Raw genomic sequence first — 18,781 nt, forward strand, 5'->3', positions numbered from 1 at the left:
AATCGATGGTCATGGTGGCGTCGCCGACACCAGTACCGAGCCAAAACAAGCCACTACCAGCGAAGACTCAACCTCAGCCAAGTGCGGCTGGAGTATTAGGCCGCGTACGATCGTATTCATCGACCTTGGCTAATACGGACCGCAACAGCTCCAGGTCAGCTGTCGGCAGGTCTTCATTTGCCACATGAGCCATGGCGATGTTGACCATATCGTCGAGCTGAAGCGCGATCTCGTCAACGCCTACGCCGAGGTTCCGCACTTCCCTTAGTTGTCGCTCGGCAGGATAAGCAGCGAGCTGCAAACACTCCAGAATCCACGTCTGGAATCGCGTAGGCGAACTATCTGTCATCGAAGGATTCCTCCGATGTTGCCCTCATAACCAAAGACCTTCCAGTATGGATCTGGACCGTGGTGACCACCGCCCGGATGCCAGCGAATCATCCGATTCGTCCCCTGGCCATTCGGACCATACTCTCTCGCGATCCACCCTTGTCCTTCGCGGGCTCCTCGACCGAGAGTCTCAATCTTCCATCCTGGGATGCCCCGGAAGAACAGCTCCACCTCGGAAGGCAGTACATCGACCGTCAGCACGGATGGTGTCGCGTAAATATCTTCGAAGGAGCGGATATTGAGGCGGCCCGCAGCTCTACTTAAATCAGCGAGTAGCCGAGCTCCATCTGCAGCCGAGTACGCACGACCTTCGGCTGCAATTACCGCGAGTTCAGCGGAGACAGTCGCCGGGGCGTAAAGCAGGAGACCTAGTAGCGTGATGTCGATGAATTTTGAGACTATGCAGGTAAACGAGTTCGCACACGTAGCGTCCGGGAGTAGGCAGTCACGCGAATTCGGGCAGTAAACCATGATGGAAGTGCGATCCGGGCAACCACCAGGTCCGCTGCGACCACTCACGTCATAGCAGGTGTAGCCAGCAAGTTTGTTGGACGGCAACAATTGCAGGCCATTCGGAGTAAGTGCGATCTTGAGCGGGTGTATCTGCTGACCGGGCTGATCTTCTGCCAGGACTGCGGCCGGCGCCTCGAGGCGCACTGGACTCACGGCCGCCCCGGTTACCGGTGCCGCCACGGCCACACCGCCACCCGACGCCCGACCAGCGAACTGCGCACAGTCGACGCGCGGGAAGAGCAGCTGCTGCTGTTGTTCGCCGAGCAGGCGCCCGAGCTCGGCTCGTTCGCCGGGCAGAGCGACCGCCTGAGGGAGTTGATAGCCGGATACTTGGCCGATCATGAAGTCGCCGTGCGGTGCGGCTTCTACACCTGGCAGTTCGAGGTCGACGGTGAACTGGTCTTCGACGGCTGGCCACCACACGTTACTCGGGTCGACAACGGCCCGGCGGCGACGTCCCAGGGAAGCACAAGACGCTGCCCGATAGGACAGCGTCTATGCATTTCCGTGGGGGGTTTAACGTGTCCGAGGGGGGATTCGGCCACCTGAAATCGTGACACACGCCTCCGTAGGCGTGTTCATGCGGTGCAATCTATGGGCTGACCTGCAACGCAATCAAGTCACTGTCCATAGCAGACACGCGGCGTCCGGCTGGCGGTGGTTCGCCTCCTACTTGAACACCGTCGTACATCAGGTCGCGGCAATCGCGAATCCGCTGCCAAGGGCGACCTCCTTGACTTGCATAAGTTCCGAGGCATCTACGCCGCGAGGTCGCGTCCGATTCTTCGCCGATGCCAACAGCACCGCAACGGGCGAGACGACGCAGGGCCTGGCCTGAGCCGTCCGCCGCCGGTCGCTGTAGGGGACTGATCGGCGTTTGTGTTGCGGACGGCTCGCCCAGCCGGAAGTCGCCGACTCCGCGAGATGGAGTTGATGAGGCCATTTCGCGTCTCGCGTATCCGACGGTTAGAGTTCTGCCGCGCCGCGCGCTTTTCTCAACGGCATTCCCGTGTCCGTCGTGCGCGCGGCGCTCTTCAACGGCAGTACTCTTCACGAGGGCGTTTGGATCACATTCTGTTCGCCGTGACAGCATCCAATGATTAGACTCTGCGGGCTCGCGGAAGCTCACGACAGATCAAAGATCATGGGGGAAAGGGCGAGCTTCTCGGGTTCGATGATCAGCTCCACCCATGTCGACCGAGCGGTCATGAGTAGGGTCCTGCTCCTCGATCGCGGCACCGTTGCATTCGCGCTTGACAAGGACGTGCTCATCTTCCACAACACCGGACTGGCGCTGCTCGCGCACGGCCATGGGCCGTGCGCAGACACCAACATCCGCGGAAATCCCGTCTTGCTGTAGCAATTTCGGCTGGGCCTGATTTTCGGGAGGTCAATAGTTAGGGGTCGGAGCCGGCCTACGTGGCGATGTCGGTCCGCGGGATTTCTTGTGTGGCGAGCAGCCGCAGGATCGCCGTTCGCGGTTCCGCCTCACGCAGGTGGGTGCACTGCCCGATCTCGCCGCCCGCGCGACCACCTTCGTCCGGCTCTGCCGGCAGGCGCCCGCCGTACTTCCGCGCTGGCAGCGCAGACGCCGGGTTGAAGTTCATTAGCTTGATCTGCCCGCTATCGTTTTCGGTGTGTGGGAGGTCGTTGATGCCGTGGGCTCCTTCGGGAGCAAGGTCCTCGCCTGTATTGCCGGATTTTTGGCTCGCCGGCTCTACCGGATCGAATCCGAACGCGATCGTTTCGCCGCTCAGCTTCAGCAGCAGCGCGACATGGAAGTCCGCATGAGCCAAGCCGCACTCGTCGGTCTGTGGAGCGACAGCAGGGACTCCGACTGGACGGATCCGGCCAAACGCAGGTTAGCGAGCGTCACTGTTGCCAACCATTCCAACTTGCCCATCTACGACGTGACTCTTCACAGCGCGATCGATGTTCGTCGGATCCATCAGCTCCGCACGCTACCGGCGGGTCATCAGCCAACCAGCCACGAGGTCGCGCTGCCCACTCTGGTCGACTTCGGCCTGAACTCCGAGATCGGGGCCCATGTACGAACCGGTCTGTTGCGTGAGTGGCCTGTCAGCATGCCCGGCGAGGTCGTGACTCGGACCGGCGAAACCTTCGCGTTTCTTACCGATCATCGGATTCGATTCACTGACAACGCTAACCGCACATGGGTGCGTAGCAACGAAGGCGTCGCAGAGACTGCGTCAGTCGTGTATCCGTTGTGACCCCGACTGGCCGGCCAAGTTGGACATCTTTGACGAGGTCACTGGCTGGACGAAGAGGCAGCCGGAGCTCATGACCGCCTTGGCCAGTTACGGATAGAGCCGCTACCCACCTCCCGCGACGAGACGGCTGCGCCCAGCGGCCCGGCCGACTGTCCGTGCCCAGAGGGCGGACGTCGTTTGACCTAGGGACCGCCATCCGTGGGATCGCGGTCGGCATGAAGTCAGGCGACGATGGCGGTAACAGCGACTCGCCCATCAGTGGAGGTGTGCGATGACTGGTGCAGTCACCGTGGTGGAGCGGCCTGATCTGTCGGGTTAGTGGATCGGAGCGAACGGTCCGGGTCGGCGTACGCGTGTCCCGAGCCAGCGAACGGCTGTGAGCGGGCTGCTCCGGTTCGCCTTCTACGGCCGCAATTCCACCAAGGACTTCCAGGACCGTCTGTCGTCGAGCCGGTGGCAGCGGGACTTCGCCGGCAAGCTGATCGCCGGGCGGGGCTCGATCGTGCCGGCGTCACGCCGACAACTTACCCCCCGAGCGAGACGGCTCACCCGATTGAGGGTTAACCTAGTGTCAGCGATCACGGATCGCCCAGACTGCGTACCGCTCGGCGCGCCGTGTCGACGCTTCGATCGGTTCAGTCGAGAATGGGCTCCGGCATGCCCCCCCCACCCCGAAAACGAGAGCTGACGATGAGTCTCCGCGTTAACCCGGACAGCCGCTTTCTCGACGTCGACACTGAGGTCACCTACTCCACCCAGGAGGAGGTGTTGCGCCTAAGCTTCCCCTGCCCCGACTGCGGAGTGGCGGTCACGCCCAACGTCATGAACGCTGGACACCTGAACGACATGCAGCGCTACCTGCCTGGACGCCGCTGGCGGTGCCGCAATGGACACGGTTCGCCGAACTCCCTGTAGCAAGCAACGGTTGGACGGAAGCCCTACCAGGCCACGCATGAAATCCGCGGCCGCCAGTACATCACGCACCAGGTAGGTCATCGCTGTCATCGCCTGGCCCTCACGGCGAAAGCGTGGCAACAGCTTGCGTCCCCGGCGTACGCGGGTCGTCGACTGTTGCCCATCGGCGGATCTCGTGGGCGGGGACGTGGACGAGTTCGGCTGCCTGCGCGGTGGTGATGGCGTCCATGCCGTCGGACTCGACCGTCACCTCCGTCTGGAGCACCCAGCCCTCGCCGTACTCCGCCAGCGTCTGGTCGAGCTGGTCGATCACCTGAGCGGCAACGTACACCTAACCGAGCAGGTCATTAAGCCGTCGGCACTCGACCAGGAACTCGGGCGAGATGTGGACCCGAACCCCATCGCTTTGCGGAGTCACCGGCGTACGCGGCACTCCCCCGTCGTCGTTGATCATCCGCGACCTCCTGGGTCGTTGGGAGCGTCCTCGAGGTACCAGCGCGCCGACACGGCATCCCACGTACCGACGCTCGTCAGCGTGCTCAGGTCAACGCCGTATTGGTGCGCTTCGGCAGCCCTGGGCCAGATGCCGGTCCAGACGTCCCGGCCGGAGTCGTGCTTCGCCTCCGCCGGTTCGCCCGGCTCGCCGTCGGCGGCGGGGACGCACACAAGCCGCGGTCCCCCGCAGCCCAAGCACCTGGCGACGCCGCAATGATCGGCGTGTTCCTCCCCGGCGGGCACGTTGCAGTCAGGGCACCGGGGAAACGCCGAGTGAAGCACTGGAGCGTCTCAATCACCGCCCGCACACCGGCACCGGTCACCGAGGACCACGCCGTACCCTCGGGCACCGCACTCGGACCCGAAGCCGCCATCGCCCTGCCCTACGAACCGGCCGAAGTCCACGCCTGCTTCGACGTCGAGGCCGACACCATCGACACAGTCACCATCGGCCTCCAGCGGATCACCCAGGCACTCAACGCACTCGGCATCGAACACACCATGGAAGAGGCGCAGGCCATCAGCTATGAGGCACTGGAACACGCGCTGACCGCGCCGCAGGTTCCGCCCCTCGTCGGCATCGCCGAGATCGCGAAGATCCTCGGCGTCTCACGGCAGCGCGCCCACGAGGTCACCGGCAAGCCCGACTTCCCCAAGCCGGTCGACGAGTTGGCGGCCGGCAAGGTCTACCTCCGCGCGGCAGTTTGAACACTTCGCCAAGCACTGGGAGCGCAAGCGCACGGGCAGGCCGCCGACGGGCGCCTAGCCCTCAATTCATCAGCGCTCTGCTCCGACAGGGGCTCCTGCTTCGTCAGGTGCCGCTAAAGTGATACGTGCCGCCGATTATCGAGCTACCCATCTCGGATTTTCGAGAACTGACTCGACCCAAATATCGCGAAACCTGTTCAGCAACCTTTCTCCTGGCCGGAATCAGTCCGCTATGTCGCCGCTGTTAAGGTCGCACATCACATACAGGACAGCCGCGATGTCGGTCGGGACTTGCCATTAACCGCGCTACTTTATCCGGCCATTAAGTCGCATCGGAAGCTACGCTATCCGAATCGATCGTAGAGATCGCGCTCGGGCCAATCATCGAGAAACGACTCAAGTACGCGCTCGTAGAGTCTTCGGCGGTTAATGCTCCTCTCCTCCGACAGCAATCTCGCTGCCTCATCGTGAATTTCGGGCCATCGCAATGCGTGCATACAGAATTGCACGACCACAACATTGTCGCCGTCTATTTTCTGAAGCAACTCAGATAGTCGCTGGCAGATCTTCGGGCGGCATGCCGACCTCCGCAATGTTTGGTCCAGCAGATCATTTAGTAGCGGCTCTATTTGGTCTACACCGATTGCAATCCGGCTTACCTGGACGAGGAAGTCAATCTTGTCCAGAACGGGTTGGCATTGATCGTCAGCAGATAGGTGTTCCTCGTGTGTATCGCTCAACATACTTCCCGGTGGCGTCGAATCCTGCATCATTGAATGCCTGCTCCGCGGCCTTCGCCGCATTGGATCCATAGGGCTGGTAGTGGCCAGAGTAGTTGTTAATTTCCAGAATCCTACCGCTCTTCAGCTTAACTTCGCCCGCTGCCCGGACCGGTAGACCGCGCGCCAACATGGTGTGGCCATCGCCCTTCCCGATCACCAACGTACCGTCTTTCAAAACTACATACTGATAGTTGCCGGATCGGCCCTTTAGCAGGTTGATCGGCAAGCCTGGCGAGTATCCGCTATCCTTCGGGATGAGATTGGGGAAAAGTTCCGGATTGTCATCATCATTATGAACTAGTACGGGCGCGTCACCGGCCAGCACATAGTAAGTGTGAATGTCGTCGATCGTCAGGTTGTACATCGTGGCGAGGCTGACCCAGGACGTGACGCGCTCGACCACGCCGCCGTGTGCGCCGCCGACGGTGGCGAGCCTTGTGCCAACCGGAAGGTCCGCAGCGTCGACCCAACGGTTGTTGGTAGCGTCCCAGAATGGGTGCTCGTCGGTGGTGCGAATCGTGTAGGAAGCTCCGGTTGTGATGTCGCGGACGGTGACGTTGGTGAGCGTCGTGTCTTCGTTGCGATGGAGCTGGGTCACAGCGTTTGCTTCTGTGCGGCCGGTGTCCGTGTCGCCCGTCAGCACCTCGTCTCCGGGCCGGACGTCTTTGATGGGCCTGGTTGATCCGTCCGCCATCAAGACTCTGGTGTCAGGGTCGAAACTGTTAACACGACAAGTTCCTGAGACGTCGTCTATAACCTTGGCTGCATCTTCAGCCAGTGTGGTCTTGATGACGTTTTCTGCATTCCGGGCGACGGTCTTGATTGCCGACTTCAGGGCTGCGGCAGATCCGGCGGTGACGATGGCCATGACGAGCATGCCGACGATGCGTCCGGCTGCGCGCCAGCCTGCGGGTCCGTCGTCGGTCAGGCCGGTCCACAGGTCTTTGACGAGGTCGACGATGGAGTCTGCGATGGCGAGGAAGGCTGCGGCGCTGCACAGTTTCATGTCGAGGCACCAGTCGACCATGTGCTTGGCCATCGTGAAGATGCTGATGCTGCCTTCTGAAAGCTGTGTCGCGTCGCGTTTGACGAGGCTGATGAGGGAGTCGGCGAGGTCTTTGAGACCTCCGACGATGCCGATGGTGGACTCGAATAGGCCGCCCATGAATGCGTCTAGGTTGGATTCCACAGAAAAGATCTTGACGATTCTATTCTTGGCGCGGGCTTTTGCGTTGATATTTTTTTGGACGCGGACCCAGTACTGTTCGCACCAATCGACGGTATGCCTCTTGCCTGCGCAGGTCTCGTAGTATTCGACCTTCTTCTCTTTGTGATATTTCGCTTGAGCTCGTTGGCCAGCTTTCTTGGCTTCGAGAATATAGTACTTGTCGCACGCGTCTTCGGTGCGCCACTTTCCGCCGCACTTCTCCTTGCCAGCCGTGGATGAACTGGTCGACTTAACAGCGACGGGACCGTCGTCGAGGATGGCTTTGTGCCCGGATGGGTCGGTGGCTGTCAAGGGCCGGGCGTTGCCGTATTGATAGCGGTTGGCGGCGATGGAGGTCGGCGTCGGGTTGTTGGTGGCGGTGTCACGGCTGTCGAACTGACCTGTGTCGGTGTTATACCAGCGCGCGGCCATGTTGACACGGCCGGTCTGGGTGTCGGTCCATTCTGATTGGTAGCCGAGGCTGCCGACCATGCTGGTGCCGCCGGCGGTGGTCCGGCCGAGCGGGTCGTAGATGGTGGACGCGTCGAGCGTGGTCGAGGTGGCGGTGAACTGGGCCACGATGTCGTCGTGCAGGTCGGTCCAGGTCAATCGTTTGACACCCCCGGCGCTCACGGCGCCAACGACTCCGTTGCCGGGATCCCGGACGTAGGTTGCGGTGTTGTCGGAGGCGAGATCATTACCGAGTCCGGTGTATGCGAACCCGGTCTTGATCGCCCGGCCGAGGCCGTCATAGGTGTAGGTCTGGGTGGTGCCGTTGCCTTGCTGGGATAGGACTTGTCCGAAGGCATCTGACAGGGAGGCGTCGGTGGTGGACCCAGTCTGTGTCGACGAGAGTGTTCCCCGGGCTGTGTAGTGGTAGGTCGTGGCACCATCGCCGGTAAGGCGGTTGCGCTGGTCGTAGACGAACCAGCGGTTGCCGACCTGGGTTCGGTTGCCTGACTTGTCGTAGCTGTAGGTGGTCGGGGCATTGCTGCCAACTTGCCATTTGATGAGGCGACCGGCTTGGTCGTACTCATATGCGTTGCCGGTGGTCGTGCCGGCGAAGTTGGTGGTGGTTTTGGAGATCTCGTTGCCGTTGTCGTCCCACCCGTAGGTGATCTTTGCGATCGACGCTCCACCGGATGCGCTGAGTTCGTCTGTGGTGACCCGCTGCATGTCGTCGTAAATGAGGGTTCGCTTGTCTGCTTCGACGCCTGCGCTGTAGTAGGAGATCAGGTTGACGGCGCCCATCGCGTTGTAGCTGAATCGCACGTCGAGGTCGGCGCTGGTGTTCGCGATCTTGTCCAGGAGACCTTTGCTCGTGCCGGTGGTTCGGTATCGATATATGGTGGTTCCTGCGGCGTCGATGCGGCTGGTCATTTGGCCGTCGCCGTTATAGGCGAACGCTGAGTTGCCGGATTGGCCGGTGATTGACAGCGGGAGGCCGCGGTCGTCGTAGGTGATGTTGTTGGTGCTGCCGGTCGCGCTGATGGAGGTGATGCGGCCGGCCAGGTCGTAGGTGGCAGTACGGCTGCTGGTGGCCGCTTCGGCGCCGGTTCCGGTTTGGCTGGTCAGTCGGCCGGCGGCGTCGTAGCCATAGGTTTGGGAGACCCCGCCGGGCAGTGTTTGGGCTACGGGTCGTCCGGCGGCGTCGTAGGCAGTGGTGAAGGTGCGGTTTGCCGCATCGGGATGTTCGGTGGTCGCCGGTTCGATCTGCGATTCGGCCAGGTTCAGTGTGTTGTAAGTGGTCCAGAAGTTGTTGGCGCGACCGTCGCTGTAGCGGGTCGGGTTGCCGACCGCGTCATAGCCGAAAGTGGTCAGGATCGAGTCACTAGCGCTGATCGGTTCGGTTTGTGACCGCAGCAGGCCGCTCGAATCGTAGGTGAAGGTGGTGATCGCGCCTTCTGCGTCGGTGTACGAGATCTGGTGGCCGGCTGCGTCGTAGGACGCCGACGTCGTCGCCAGCGCGGTGTTGGCGGTCGAATAAGCGGTGATGGACGTGTTGCGGCCCAGTTGATCGAAGTAGCTGGTGGTATGGGTGTTGTTCGGCTTGGTTTCGGTCAGGCTCTTGAGCCAGTCGGATGTGAAGGTCGTGGTGTAGGCACCGTTGACCTGGGTGTTGGCCGGTTCACCCGCGGTGTTGTAGGTATAGCTGTTGACGACCCCGGTGGGTGTGGTGACGGTGGCGAGGCGGCCGTCGGTGCCGTACCCGTACGTGGTCGTGTAGATCGCCACTGCCGGTTGGCGGACGGTTTGCCGCATGGCCGTTTGCCGGCCCATGTAGTCGTAGTCGGCCTCGCTGAAGCCACCGATCGGGTCTGTGCTGGAGGTTTTGTGGCCGAGCAGGTCGTAGGTGACGGTGGTAGTGCCGTCATCGGGTGCGGTGGTCGACACGGCGCGGCCGAGCTGGTCGTAACCGTAGCTGGTTTCGTTGCCGACGGGGTCGGTGACTCTTGTGAGCTGGTTGAGCGAGTCGAACTCGCGTGTGGTGGTCGGCGTGACCGGTGTACTCGAACCGGGTGCGGTGTATTGAGGCTGGCGCGTCTCGTATTCGCGTCCGAGGCGGTCGAAGATGTGCTGGGTCCAGTTGCCGTTCGCGTCTCGGACGTCGGTGCGGTCGCCGAAGGTGTTGTAGCCGATGCTCACTGTCGGGTGGGTGTCGGTTGACGTCGTGGTGGTCTCGGCCTTGACTGTGGCACCAGTGATGACGGCCGGCTGGTCGGCTTCGTCGTATGCGACGGCCGTGATGTTGCCAAGCGGATCCTTGGTGGTGACGACGTTGCCAGCCTCGTCGAGGTTGTTGTAGGTGCGTGCCACTGTGGCGGTCGCCTGCCCCGACTTCACTGCGGCGATCTGGGTGACGGTCATCGCGCCTTGATAGATCTGCACGTCGCGGATCGAGCCAGACATGTAGTACGAGGAGTACTTGCCGATGTAGAACGAGCCACGCGGGTCTTGGCGGTTGTTGACCCCCGTCACTGTGCTTTCGAGAGTGCCGTTGACGTACATGCTGTAAGTCCTGGCTGTGGCGTCATAGGTGACGGCAAGGTGGGTAGCAGCGCCGGCGGCTGGGCTGGAAGTCGACCGGATGGGCTTCCAGTTGCCGCTGTAGGTGGTCATGGACCCGGTGGCGAGCCACTTGTCGGTTGCCTGCTCGTACATGAGGTAGAACGAGGAGGAGCCTCGGGATGACTTGAGCACGACGGGATGGTTGGCGTTCTTGTCGGCGAGGGTGACCCACGCGGCGATGGTGAACGACTGGGAGGTGTCGACGATCGGGTCGTCGACGCTCAGATAACCGGTCGAGCCGTCGAACGTCGCTGCGGTACCGGTGAAGGTGACTCCCCCAGTGCGGTTGATGTTGCTGTTGCCAGCGGTGTCGGCTGCCTGGCTGCCGGAGGGGTCGTTGAGTTTCCATCGGGCGACCGGCGTGGTGGCGGGGTTTCCCGCATAGGCGTTGCTGACCAGCAGATGGCCTTCGGGGTCGAATATTGACTGGCTTGCGGAGCGGACGTCGGTGGTGCCCACGCCCGCGGTGGACGCTGTGACCTTGCCGTCGGGATTGAGGGCATTGGTGGTAACGCGGTTGAGGCCGGTCGGGTCCAGGGTCGTGCGGAACCTGCGTCCTGCGGCGTCATATTCGAAGGTGGTGGTCGTGGTGCCGTTGCTGGTCTTCTGCGAGATCAGGTTTCCGGCTGGGTCATAGCTGTTCTCCTCGACGACGAAAGAGTTGGCACCTCCGTCGGTTCGGGTCTTTTTCGCCAGAAGGCCGTTGTCGAGGTACTCGTACTCGGTTAGCCCGTTCAGCGCGTCGATTTCGGTCGCGAGCCGACCGCCAGGTGAATAGATTTTGAGCAAGAGGCGTTGGTCGGCTGCAGCTATGCCGTCTCCGGGAACGTCATAGTTGACGAGCCATTTCTCGAGGACGTTCCCGCGCGAGTCGATCTGGTAGCGATATTGGCCGCCGACCTGGTCGGTTTCCAGCACGACGTGGCCGTAAAGATCATATCCGTAGGTGGCGCTGACATTGTCCTGTTTGGCGTCGGTGTAGGTCGCTTTGCGTCCATAGGTGTCGTAGGTGTAGCTCTCCTTGCGGGTCACGTCGCCACCGGTGGTGTCTGTGACCGTGGTGGACAGCACGTTGCCGTCAGCGTCGTACTCGTTGGTGGTGACCTTGGTGTGGGTAGCACCAGTGACCCGGTTCAGGACCGGCGGCTCGGTCTGTGTCACGAGCCGGTCCGCCGCGTCGTAGACAAAGCTGGTGGTCAGCGGCGCCGAGTGGGACGTCGGCTCCTGCACCGTCTCCGACGTCTTGCGACCGAGGTTGTCGTAGGTGTATTCGACGATGCGCCCGGCAGCGCTTCGCACCCGTGCGACGTCACCGTTGGGGTAGTACGAGATACGCTGGAACGCGCCGGAGGGTTGCTCGGTCGAGTTGGCAAGGCCCAGCGGAACCGTCAGGTCGTCGCCTTCGATCTCGTAGATGCGCGCCGCTCCAGTTCCGGACTGGGTGGGCGTAACGACGACGATCTTGAGATATTTCGCCTGGACAATCGGGTCGAGCGTGACCGTGCTGATCGCTTGGGTGTTACCGCGCACCTGCTTGCGTGTCGTCCAGGTGCCGCCATCCGCGGAGGTCAGGACGTCGAAGTCTTTCGTGTTGAGGCTGGCCGCTTGACCGCCTGCCTCGGCGTGCCGGATGGTGATCCGGCCGACGTCGCGCAGCGTCGAATACTGGGCCTGGATCCACGCGGACGCCTCGGCCGAGCAGAAACTCGTGGAGGTTCCGCTCCACACCTTGTCGAACACCTTGTCGGCCGTTTCGCTGCTGCTGCAGGCTGTGCTGCTGGTCAGTGTCGGCGCCTCGGTGTAGGTCGTCGTGGTGACGCCACCGACGGGGTCAGTGATCGTGACAAGATTGCCTTGCGCGTCGTACGTCTTGCTGGTCTTGTATGCGTTGTCCGTCGCGGATGCTGACCTGCCATCGCGTTGCGCAGTCAGTTGATTGTTTCGCGGGTCGACGAGATTGCCGGCGTTGACGTAGTAGTCGTAGTAGGTACTCGAACAGGAGTTGGTGGTGTCTTCTTGGCAGGTGATCTGTTGGATGGTGTTGCCATTGCTGTCCTGAACGGTCTGAACCCAATGCTTGTCGGCATCGTAGATTAGGTTGCTGTAACCGCCGCTGTCATAGCCATACCGTGTGGTGTTGCCTTCCGCATCAGTCATGGCGACAAGCTGATTGCCGTTGGCAAGGTCATAGGTGGACGTCATCGTGTGTCCGGCCGGGTCGACGATGCTGACGTCGAGAACAGGCATAGTGATCGACGTTACGGTCGTGCCGACCGTAGTCAGGGATGTGGTCAGCGACTGCTTACTCGCCGTGATGTGAGCAGCGACGTCGTTGAGCGACAAAGCGCTGGCGAAGAACGACGCCTCTGCGATCGCGCCGGGGAAGTAGCCGACTGCTCCGCTACTACCTGCCCAACTCGTCCATTTGCCTGCTCCCAGGTAGGAGTAGCCGTTGGCTGGCACGGACAACGTCGCCGTCTTGGTCCCTACGGCAACCCCGTCGAGATACAAGGTTTGCGCGCCCGTCGACGCCGCGATAGTGACGTGGTGCCATTTACCGTCGGCCACCGACGTAGCAGAGGTGATGGGGCTGCCGCCGGAGGTCGTCCAGAACCCGCCACGCAGTTTGCCGTCGGCGCCCACGTACAGCGCTGGGACGAAGCTGGTGGTGGCGGCCGGGTCGGTGATCGGACCGTTCTGGTATCCGTAGAGGACGCCGCCGACGGTGCTGCCAGCCGGCATCTGGAACCACATGCTGACGCTGGCCGGCCCGGCGAAGTTGATGTTCGAGGAGGGTAGAAGCAAACTGCCGCTAGCCCCGTCGAACTTCACCGCTGTCCGATCGGCGAAAGGCCCCGCCGCGCCGAATGTCAGAGTGCCGGCGTAGGTCGCGGTACCGCCGGCGACCTCGTTGACGGCGTCGGTAGTGTCGGCCGGATCGTCGAGCCGCCAATAATTGACGGGCCGACCCCCCAGTACCGATGCGGCGTAGACGTCGCTGTCTCCGGCGATCGTGGGCGCGTTGAGTGTCCAGGTGCTGCCGTTCTCATCCTTGACGGTTTTCACCTTCGCCGTGGCGGCATCGTAGGTGACCTCAGCGGTCACTCGCCCCGTCGGACGGGTGATCTTGGTGAGTTCGGTTCCTGTGTACATTGCGGCGTTGTACATCGCCGTGATCTCAGGCTTGCTCAGGGTCTTGGAGAAGAAGGCCGCGTCGGAGATCTGGCCGGTGAAGTAGGTGGCTTTCGCTGGGGACGCGCCGCTGTTGGCGTGGTCGGGCCAGCTGTGGCCGATGAATCCGGCGCCGAGGTACTCAAATGATGCGCCGCCGGTCTGGTACATGCTGATCGTCCCGGCAAGGGTGCCCTGGACGACGTTGTCGAGGTACATCGTCTGGGTGCTGCCCGCGCCAGCCAGCACGACGTGGTGCCAGGTGTCGTTGGTGACCGGAGCCAGTGACTTGATCGGCGTGGTCGCGCCTTGCCAGAACTCTCCCCGCAGGTAGCCGTTGGCGTCGATATACAGGGCGGGAGTGTAGTTGCTCGCGATCGTGCCGGCGCCGATCGCTCCCGCGCTGTACGAGAACAACACCCCACCAGCGGTGGTGGTCTTGAACCATAGGCTGATCGACTGGTAGGCACCATCGGTGACCAGCTTGCCGGGCAGTTGCACGTTGGATGTGGTGCCGTTGAACATCGCGGAGGTCAAGGCAGCGCTAGACATCGTGCCCAAGCCCGACGTCACGTTGTTGTAAAGGCCGTTGTCGGCCCCGGCGCGAGCGAGCACGCTGCTCTTGGCGATCTGCCCGGCCGTATCACCTAGCCGCCAGTAGGAGTACGCACCGGTGTTGAGCACCGTGTTGGGACCCTGCGAGAAGGTGGCGTAGTTGTAGGTCGTACAAGCAACCGCGACCGGCCCGCACACCGACATCAGACGCACGAAGTCGACGGTATAAGTCCACGACTTGACCGTGGCCGCATCTCCGACGGTCGCCGGATCGGTAGAGATCTTGGCGATGTAATACAGCGCAGCGGTTGAAAGTGCCCATTCGAAGTGCAGGGACCGGCCTGACTCCGATGTCATCGTGTCCAGCCGGCCGGTGGTGGCGTTGTAGGTGAACGTCAGGGTGCGGGCGTTGGCGTCGGTGATCGAGCTGATGTTCCACACCGTCGAACTGCTGGCCTGCCTGAAGGTGTAGGTCATGGCGTCTTTGTCGGTCAGTGAATAGCCGACCACTGTCGTGCCGGAGAGGATCGGCTTGAAGACCGCATAGCGGCCCATCGGCGGGGTGAACGATCCGTCGTTGTTGCGGCCGAACGCGACCTCTTGCCCGTTCGGGTAGCGCACCGACACGGTCTGCACCGCTCCGGACGCGTCTTTGATCTCGGCGGCGCGCATGTCGATCACTGACGTCCAGCCCTCACCGAACGCTGCGGTGTCGCGGTTGCGGTTGGTGCTGTTGAAGTAGCGGACGATCTCCAAGTTCGGGCCGACGCCGGCGATCGACGCGTCCGTCGCGGAGGTCGTGTAGTTGCCGGTGCTCGGGTCGAAGCCCTTGCCTGGATTCTGGGAGAACTTCGACGCGATCGCCGGCTGCGGAACCGGCGTGCTGAACGCGTACGCCTGCAGGTTCAACGTCTTACTCGACCAGTCGTCCAGTTGGACGGTGTAGTAGTACGTCTTGTTCCACGCCAAGGCACCGGCGGGCACCTTGAAGCCAGGCGTGGTCTGCCAGGCCGACACGGCAGCGGTCGTCGTGAACGTGGCGTCGGTGTAGACCTTGTACTGGTACTTCACGCCCTTGGTCGGCCAGCTGTCCGGGTCGTGCGCACGCGTGGTCAGCTCCGGCGTCAGCGTGTCCACCGTGGCGTTGCTCGCCGGATAGCGGGTGTCGACCTGCGGCAGCACGTTGTCGGTGTAGATCGCGTAGATGTAGGGGGCGCAGGTCCGCGAGCCGCATGCAGTCGAGCCAGACGGGCCGTTCTTGGAGGTGAACCGCTTCCATTGGGCGTTGGTGGTGTCGGAGTTCGCGGACACGGCCAGGCCGTAGTTCGTCGAACCGCCCGTCGTCCAGGCATTGAACTCATCGACGTCCAAGATCACTGGAACCCAGTCACCAATTGTCGCGCTACTGCCAGTGTTGTTGCACGCGGCTGACGAGTTCAGCGAAGCGGTGCCCAGGGCCGGGGTCCGCAAGGCGGGCCCGCCGTAGGTGGTGCTACTGCCCCAGCGCACGGAGGTTGCCGACCACGACGCGCCAACCGCATACACTGAGAACGGCTGCTCTGTGCAGTTGTACTGCCACGTCATGAACAGGTTCAACGTCACATAACTCAAGTGCTTGCCGCCGTACGCGGCCGAAAAATCGCCGAAGTGCAGCAGCGACTTCCCACGGGTCGTGCCGCTGTTCGCGGTGCCGATCTTGAGCGTGTCCTCGCTGGAGTGGTCCACGTCGTCGCCGTACATCACGTAGGTGTCGCCGTCGGTGTTCAGTCGCAGCACTGGATCCACGTAGACCGGGAACACGCGGGCTGGGTCGGCCAGCCACGCGGCGTTGGCCGTCGCCCGCACCGCAGGCTCCCCATCTACGCTGATCAGCTCGTAGGTGTAGTCGTGGGAATAGGCCGGCTCACCGGACTGCGGGTTGAACGAGGAGTCCTTCAGATACCCTCGCGGCATCCGCACCGCAACATCGCCTGCGGAGTTGGTGAACACCACCTCCCCGTCAGCGTTGATCGACGCGGTGACCCCAGACAGGTTCAGCCGGTACGTCCACGATGTTGCGACCGAAGCCGAATGCAAGATCAGCGTCTCCTTGGCAGCCATCGCCTGCGCCTCGATACGCACATCCGTCGACGGCAGCACATCGGTGTAGAGGGCCGACCCTTCCGTCACCGTGGGTGTCCCGATCGTCGCGCCTTCCAGCGAATAGCCGACGACCTCACCCGACGGCGTGGTCACAGACACCAGATCCTCGGTCGTCGCGGATGCCAGGGCGAGCGGTTGGGTATCGCCCTCGACGGCGCTCGCCGCGGCTGCGGGGCCGCCGACGATCGACATCTTCCAGCTGTTGGCGACGGTCTCCCACCGGCCACTCGTGGCCCGTTTCAGCGTGCTGTCGATCGGCTGCCACGCGCCTTCCGCGGCTTTGAAGTTCACCGGCTCCTGGAACACTTGCCGGGCATAGATCCCCTTGCCGTCACGCCACATGGTCGACGTCGCCGTCGACGCCGCAGGGACACGCACCTTCGATTTCTCATCGAACCCCTGCGGCGACGGCACTGCCTGCTTCTTGGGGTTGCCAGGCCCGTTCGGTTTATAGCCGTCCAATCCCTTGGCGACCTTCGTCTGTTGACGACCGTTGCCCCTATGTGCGTCAGCCTGCTCCGCCGTCCCGTATCCACCTCGCGCGCTCATCATCCCGACAAGCGCGCTCGGCAATCCGGCCCCGGACGCCCACGTCGGACGCTGCGAAAGCCAGGAGGTCAGCCAACCCAGCGGGAAACTGCCATTCGGCGGAACGCTATCGGCAGGAACACCGATCGACAGCCCGAACAGCACCAGCACCACGAGAACGACTCGACGCCGCCAGGTCCGCATGACACGACTCCCCCATGATCAACGAACGTGAACGCAGGGAATTCTTCGGCCTCACACAGCCGCCGTACAAGACCTATTCAGGCAGTCTCCACTACGGTTTGATCACGATCCACTCAGTACTCCCGCAACGGCACTGCTCACGGCCGCCCGCGAAGCATCCGGACCTGAAGCGGAAATCAGCGACAGATTGCCTGTACCGGGCGTAAGGGCCGGACCGCCAGAGCTGACGATGACAAACCTCTGCTGCGGGCTCTCTCTCGCCACCGCAGCGATCGTCTCGACCGGCAGTTTCCCCGCTCCGACGATGACCAAGCACTTGCCAAGCACCAGCGTGTTGACGAACGTCCGCCCGTTCGCAATATCCTGCTCTCCCGCGATCTCCGCATATCGAACCTGACCCAGCGTCTGGAGCGAGGCGTCCTGCATACCGGCCCAGACAGGCTGAACATCCGCCGCAGCAATCCCGGCCGAATCGGTCAGCAAACAGGCACTGACGTCACGGTACTGCCTCGCCAGAGGCTCCGTATCAGCTCGTGGCCACAGCAGGAACCCGGCAACGACCAGGACCGCGCCTACGCCGGCCAGCCAGCACCAACGACGTACCCCTTCAAACATGCGCCGGACCATATCGACCCGTGCGACATGCCTTGTCAGTGGGGCCATCGACCGATCCCCTGAGATACCGCCGGCGCCCGGCTCGCCAGGCGAGTCCTTCCGGGTTGAATGGCGCTTCCGGCAGCCTGGAACGTCGCGCCGACGTTCGCGGTCAAGCAAGGGGGTGTGGCTGGCCCGTCATCGCGGACAGGGCGGCGGCGACTTCATGGGTCTGGCCCTTGATGTAGGTGGTGGTGGCGGGTCCGGTGGAGTCGGTGTGTCCGGCGTAGGCGCGGGCGATGCCGTATCCGAAGTGGCGTTCGACCCAGGTCAGGGTGGTGTGGCGCAGCCAGTGGGTGGACACGCCGAGCATCGCGACCCAAGGCAACTGTTCGCCCAGGCGTTTCCAGAGGTGGTCGTAGCGGCGGCTGGTCAGCGGACGGCCGCCACGATAGCGGAGCAGCTTGTCGGTCGGCAGCGCCGCGCCGCGGGCCCGGGCGAGGGCGGAAAGGTGCCGGGCGAGGTCGACGGTGATGGGCTGCCAGCGTTGGGTGCCGCCCTTCTCGGTCAGATGCACCTGCCCGTTGCGCACGTCGAGATCGGCCAGGCGCAGTCCGAGGGCGCCGCCGCGGCGGCAGGCGGTTTCGGTGTGCAGGCGTAGCAGCAGGGCATCGAGGACGACGTCGTTGCCGCCGGCGCGGGCGGCTTCGTTGATCTGCGCGAGTTCGTCTGCAGTCAGCGCCCGCCGGGTGTTGGGCAGCCGGCGAGGTTTGGCCACTTGGTGGGCGGGGCTGGCACCGGAGTCGATCAGTGCGTCGGCGATCGCGCGGTTGTAGAAGGCGCGGGCGGCGGCGATGACGTGTTCTCCGGCGTGCCGGCCGTGGCGGCTGTTGCGTCGCGACACCGCCGATTCGGCGGCCTGGTGGCGCAGGGCTTCGATGTCGGTGGCGGTGACCTCGTCCAGCCGCCGGTCGCCCCACAGGACGCCCATCCGGGTCCAGTAGTTGCCGTAGGTGCGCCGGGCTCCGGGCCCGGCGGCCGCCGCGACTACGGGCAGGTACTCCCCCACGGTTGGCATCGGGTGCCGGGCACGGAGATCGTCGCGTAGGTCGGTGATGGTGACGCCGAGGTCGGCGAGCATCCGCCAGGCGGCCGCGATCCGGTCAGCCGGGGCGGCCATCGTGGCTCCTGATGATCTGGAAGTGCCGGCGGGCCAGTTGCCGGTCGATCCTCGCGATCGGATGGACGACGAGCAGGCCCCGATCGGAAAGGGCGGC

Annotated in this window: 11 protein-coding genes; 5 read left to right on the forward strand and 6 right to left on the reverse strand. The window is 63.1% G+C overall.

Annotated features, from left to right (window positions below; all coding sequences use genetic code 11):
* Positions 1 to 73: 73 nt before the first annotated feature.
* Positions 74 to 301 carry a hypothetical protein gene (locus AB0M47_RS04120; RefSeq protein ID WP_363408054.1) on the reverse strand — a complete coding sequence of 76 codons (228 nt, stop codon included), beginning with the start codon at positions 299 to 301 and terminating at the stop codon, positions 74 to 76.
* A gap of 686 nt (positions 302 to 987) precedes the next feature.
* Between AB0M47_RS04120 and AB0M47_RS04125 the strand changes: the two genes are divergently transcribed.
* A complete protein-coding gene (locus AB0M47_RS04125; RefSeq protein WP_363408057.1) occupies positions 988 to 1,452 on the forward strand; it encodes a zinc ribbon domain-containing protein in 465 nt (154 codons plus the stop codon).
* Positions 1,453 to 2,110: 658 nt separating this feature from the next.
* Positions 2,111 to 2,263 carry a hypothetical protein gene (locus AB0M47_RS04130; RefSeq protein ID WP_363408060.1) on the forward strand — a complete coding sequence of 51 codons (153 nt, stop codon included), beginning with the start codon at positions 2,111 to 2,113 and terminating at the stop codon, positions 2,261 to 2,263.
* A gap of 55 nt (positions 2,264 to 2,318) precedes the next feature.
* Here the strand turns inward: AB0M47_RS04130 and AB0M47_RS04135 are convergent, their stop codons facing one another.
* Positions 2,319 to 2,699: a hypothetical protein gene (locus AB0M47_RS04135; RefSeq protein WP_363408063.1), complete on the reverse strand. Its 381-nt coding sequence runs from the start codon at positions 2,697 to 2,699 to the stop codon at positions 2,319 to 2,321.
* Between AB0M47_RS04135 and AB0M47_RS04140 the strand changes: the two genes are divergently transcribed.
* Positions 2,691 to 3,134, forward strand: coding sequence for a hypothetical protein (locus tag AB0M47_RS04140; protein WP_363408065.1), 444 nt, complete (start codon positions 2,691 to 2,693; stop codon positions 3,132 to 3,134). The two genes, AB0M47_RS04135 and AB0M47_RS04140, sit on opposite strands and share 9 nt — an antisense overlap.
* A 690-nt stretch (positions 3,135 to 3,824) precedes the next feature.
* A complete protein-coding gene (locus AB0M47_RS04145; protein WP_363408068.1) occupies positions 3,825 to 4,049 on the forward strand; it encodes a hypothetical protein in 225 nt (74 codons plus the stop codon).
* A gap of 100 nt (positions 4,050 to 4,149) precedes the next feature.
* On the opposite strand, the gene AB0M47_RS04150 is transcribed toward AB0M47_RS04145, so the two are convergent.
* Positions 4,150 to 4,380, reverse strand: coding sequence for a hypothetical protein (locus AB0M47_RS04150; RefSeq protein WP_363408071.1), 231 nt, complete (start codon positions 4,378 to 4,380; stop codon positions 4,150 to 4,152).
* Between the two features lie 437 nt (positions 4,381 to 4,817).
* Between AB0M47_RS04150 and AB0M47_RS04155 the strand changes: the two genes are divergently transcribed.
* Positions 4,818 to 5,252 (forward strand): hypothetical protein, encoded by a 435-nt coding sequence (locus AB0M47_RS04155; protein WP_363408074.1) that lies wholly within the window; start codon positions 4,818 to 4,820, stop codon positions 5,250 to 5,252.
* 705 nt (positions 5,253 to 5,957) lie between these two features.
* Here the strand turns inward: AB0M47_RS04155 and AB0M47_RS04160 are convergent.
* The 3 genes from AB0M47_RS04160 to AB0M47_RS04170 all read right to left on the reverse strand — a co-directional run bounded on the left by AB0M47_RS04160 (position 5,958) and on the right by AB0M47_RS04170 (position 18,684).
* Positions 5,958 to 16,880: a LamG-like jellyroll fold domain-containing protein gene (locus tag AB0M47_RS04160; protein ID WP_363408077.1), complete on the reverse strand. Its 10,923-nt coding sequence runs from the start codon at positions 16,878 to 16,880 to the stop codon at positions 5,958 to 5,960.
* Positions 16,881 to 17,012: 132 nt separating this feature from the next.
* A complete protein-coding gene (locus tag AB0M47_RS04165; RefSeq protein WP_363408080.1) occupies positions 17,013 to 17,525 on the reverse strand; it encodes a hypothetical protein in 513 nt (170 codons plus the stop codon).
* Positions 17,526 to 17,676: 151 nt separating this feature from the next.
* Positions 17,677 to 18,684, reverse strand: a complete 1,008-nt coding sequence (locus AB0M47_RS04170; protein ID WP_363408083.1) for a site-specific integrase — start codon at positions 18,682 to 18,684, stop codon at positions 17,677 to 17,679.
* Between the last annotated feature and the right edge of the window lie 97 nt (positions 18,685 to 18,781).

The organism is Hamadaea sp. NPDC051192, assembly GCF_040682475.1.
Taxonomy (GTDB): Bacteria; Actinomycetota; Actinomycetes; order Mycobacteriales; family Micromonosporaceae; genus Hamadaea; species Hamadaea flava.

Coding starts and splice junctions, on each gene's coding strand:
- AB0M47_RS04170 (WP_363408083.1), bottom strand. CDS start 18,684: ATGGCCGCCCCGGCTGACCGGATCGCGGCCGCCTGGCGGATGCTCGCC.
- AB0M47_RS04140 (WP_363408065.1), top strand. CDS start 2,691: ATGAGCCAAGCCGCACTCGTCGGTCTGTGGAGCGACAGCAGGGACTCC.
- AB0M47_RS04165 (WP_363408080.1), bottom strand. CDS start 17,525: ATGTTTGAAGGGGTACGTCGTTGGTGCTGGCTGGCCGGCGTAGGCGCG.
- AB0M47_RS04145 (WP_363408068.1), top strand. CDS start 3,825: ATGAGTCTCCGCGTTAACCCGGACAGCCGCTTTCTCGACGTCGACACT.
- AB0M47_RS04130 (WP_363408060.1), top strand. CDS start 2,111: ATGAGTAGGGTCCTGCTCCTCGATCGCGGCACCGTTGCATTCGCGCTT.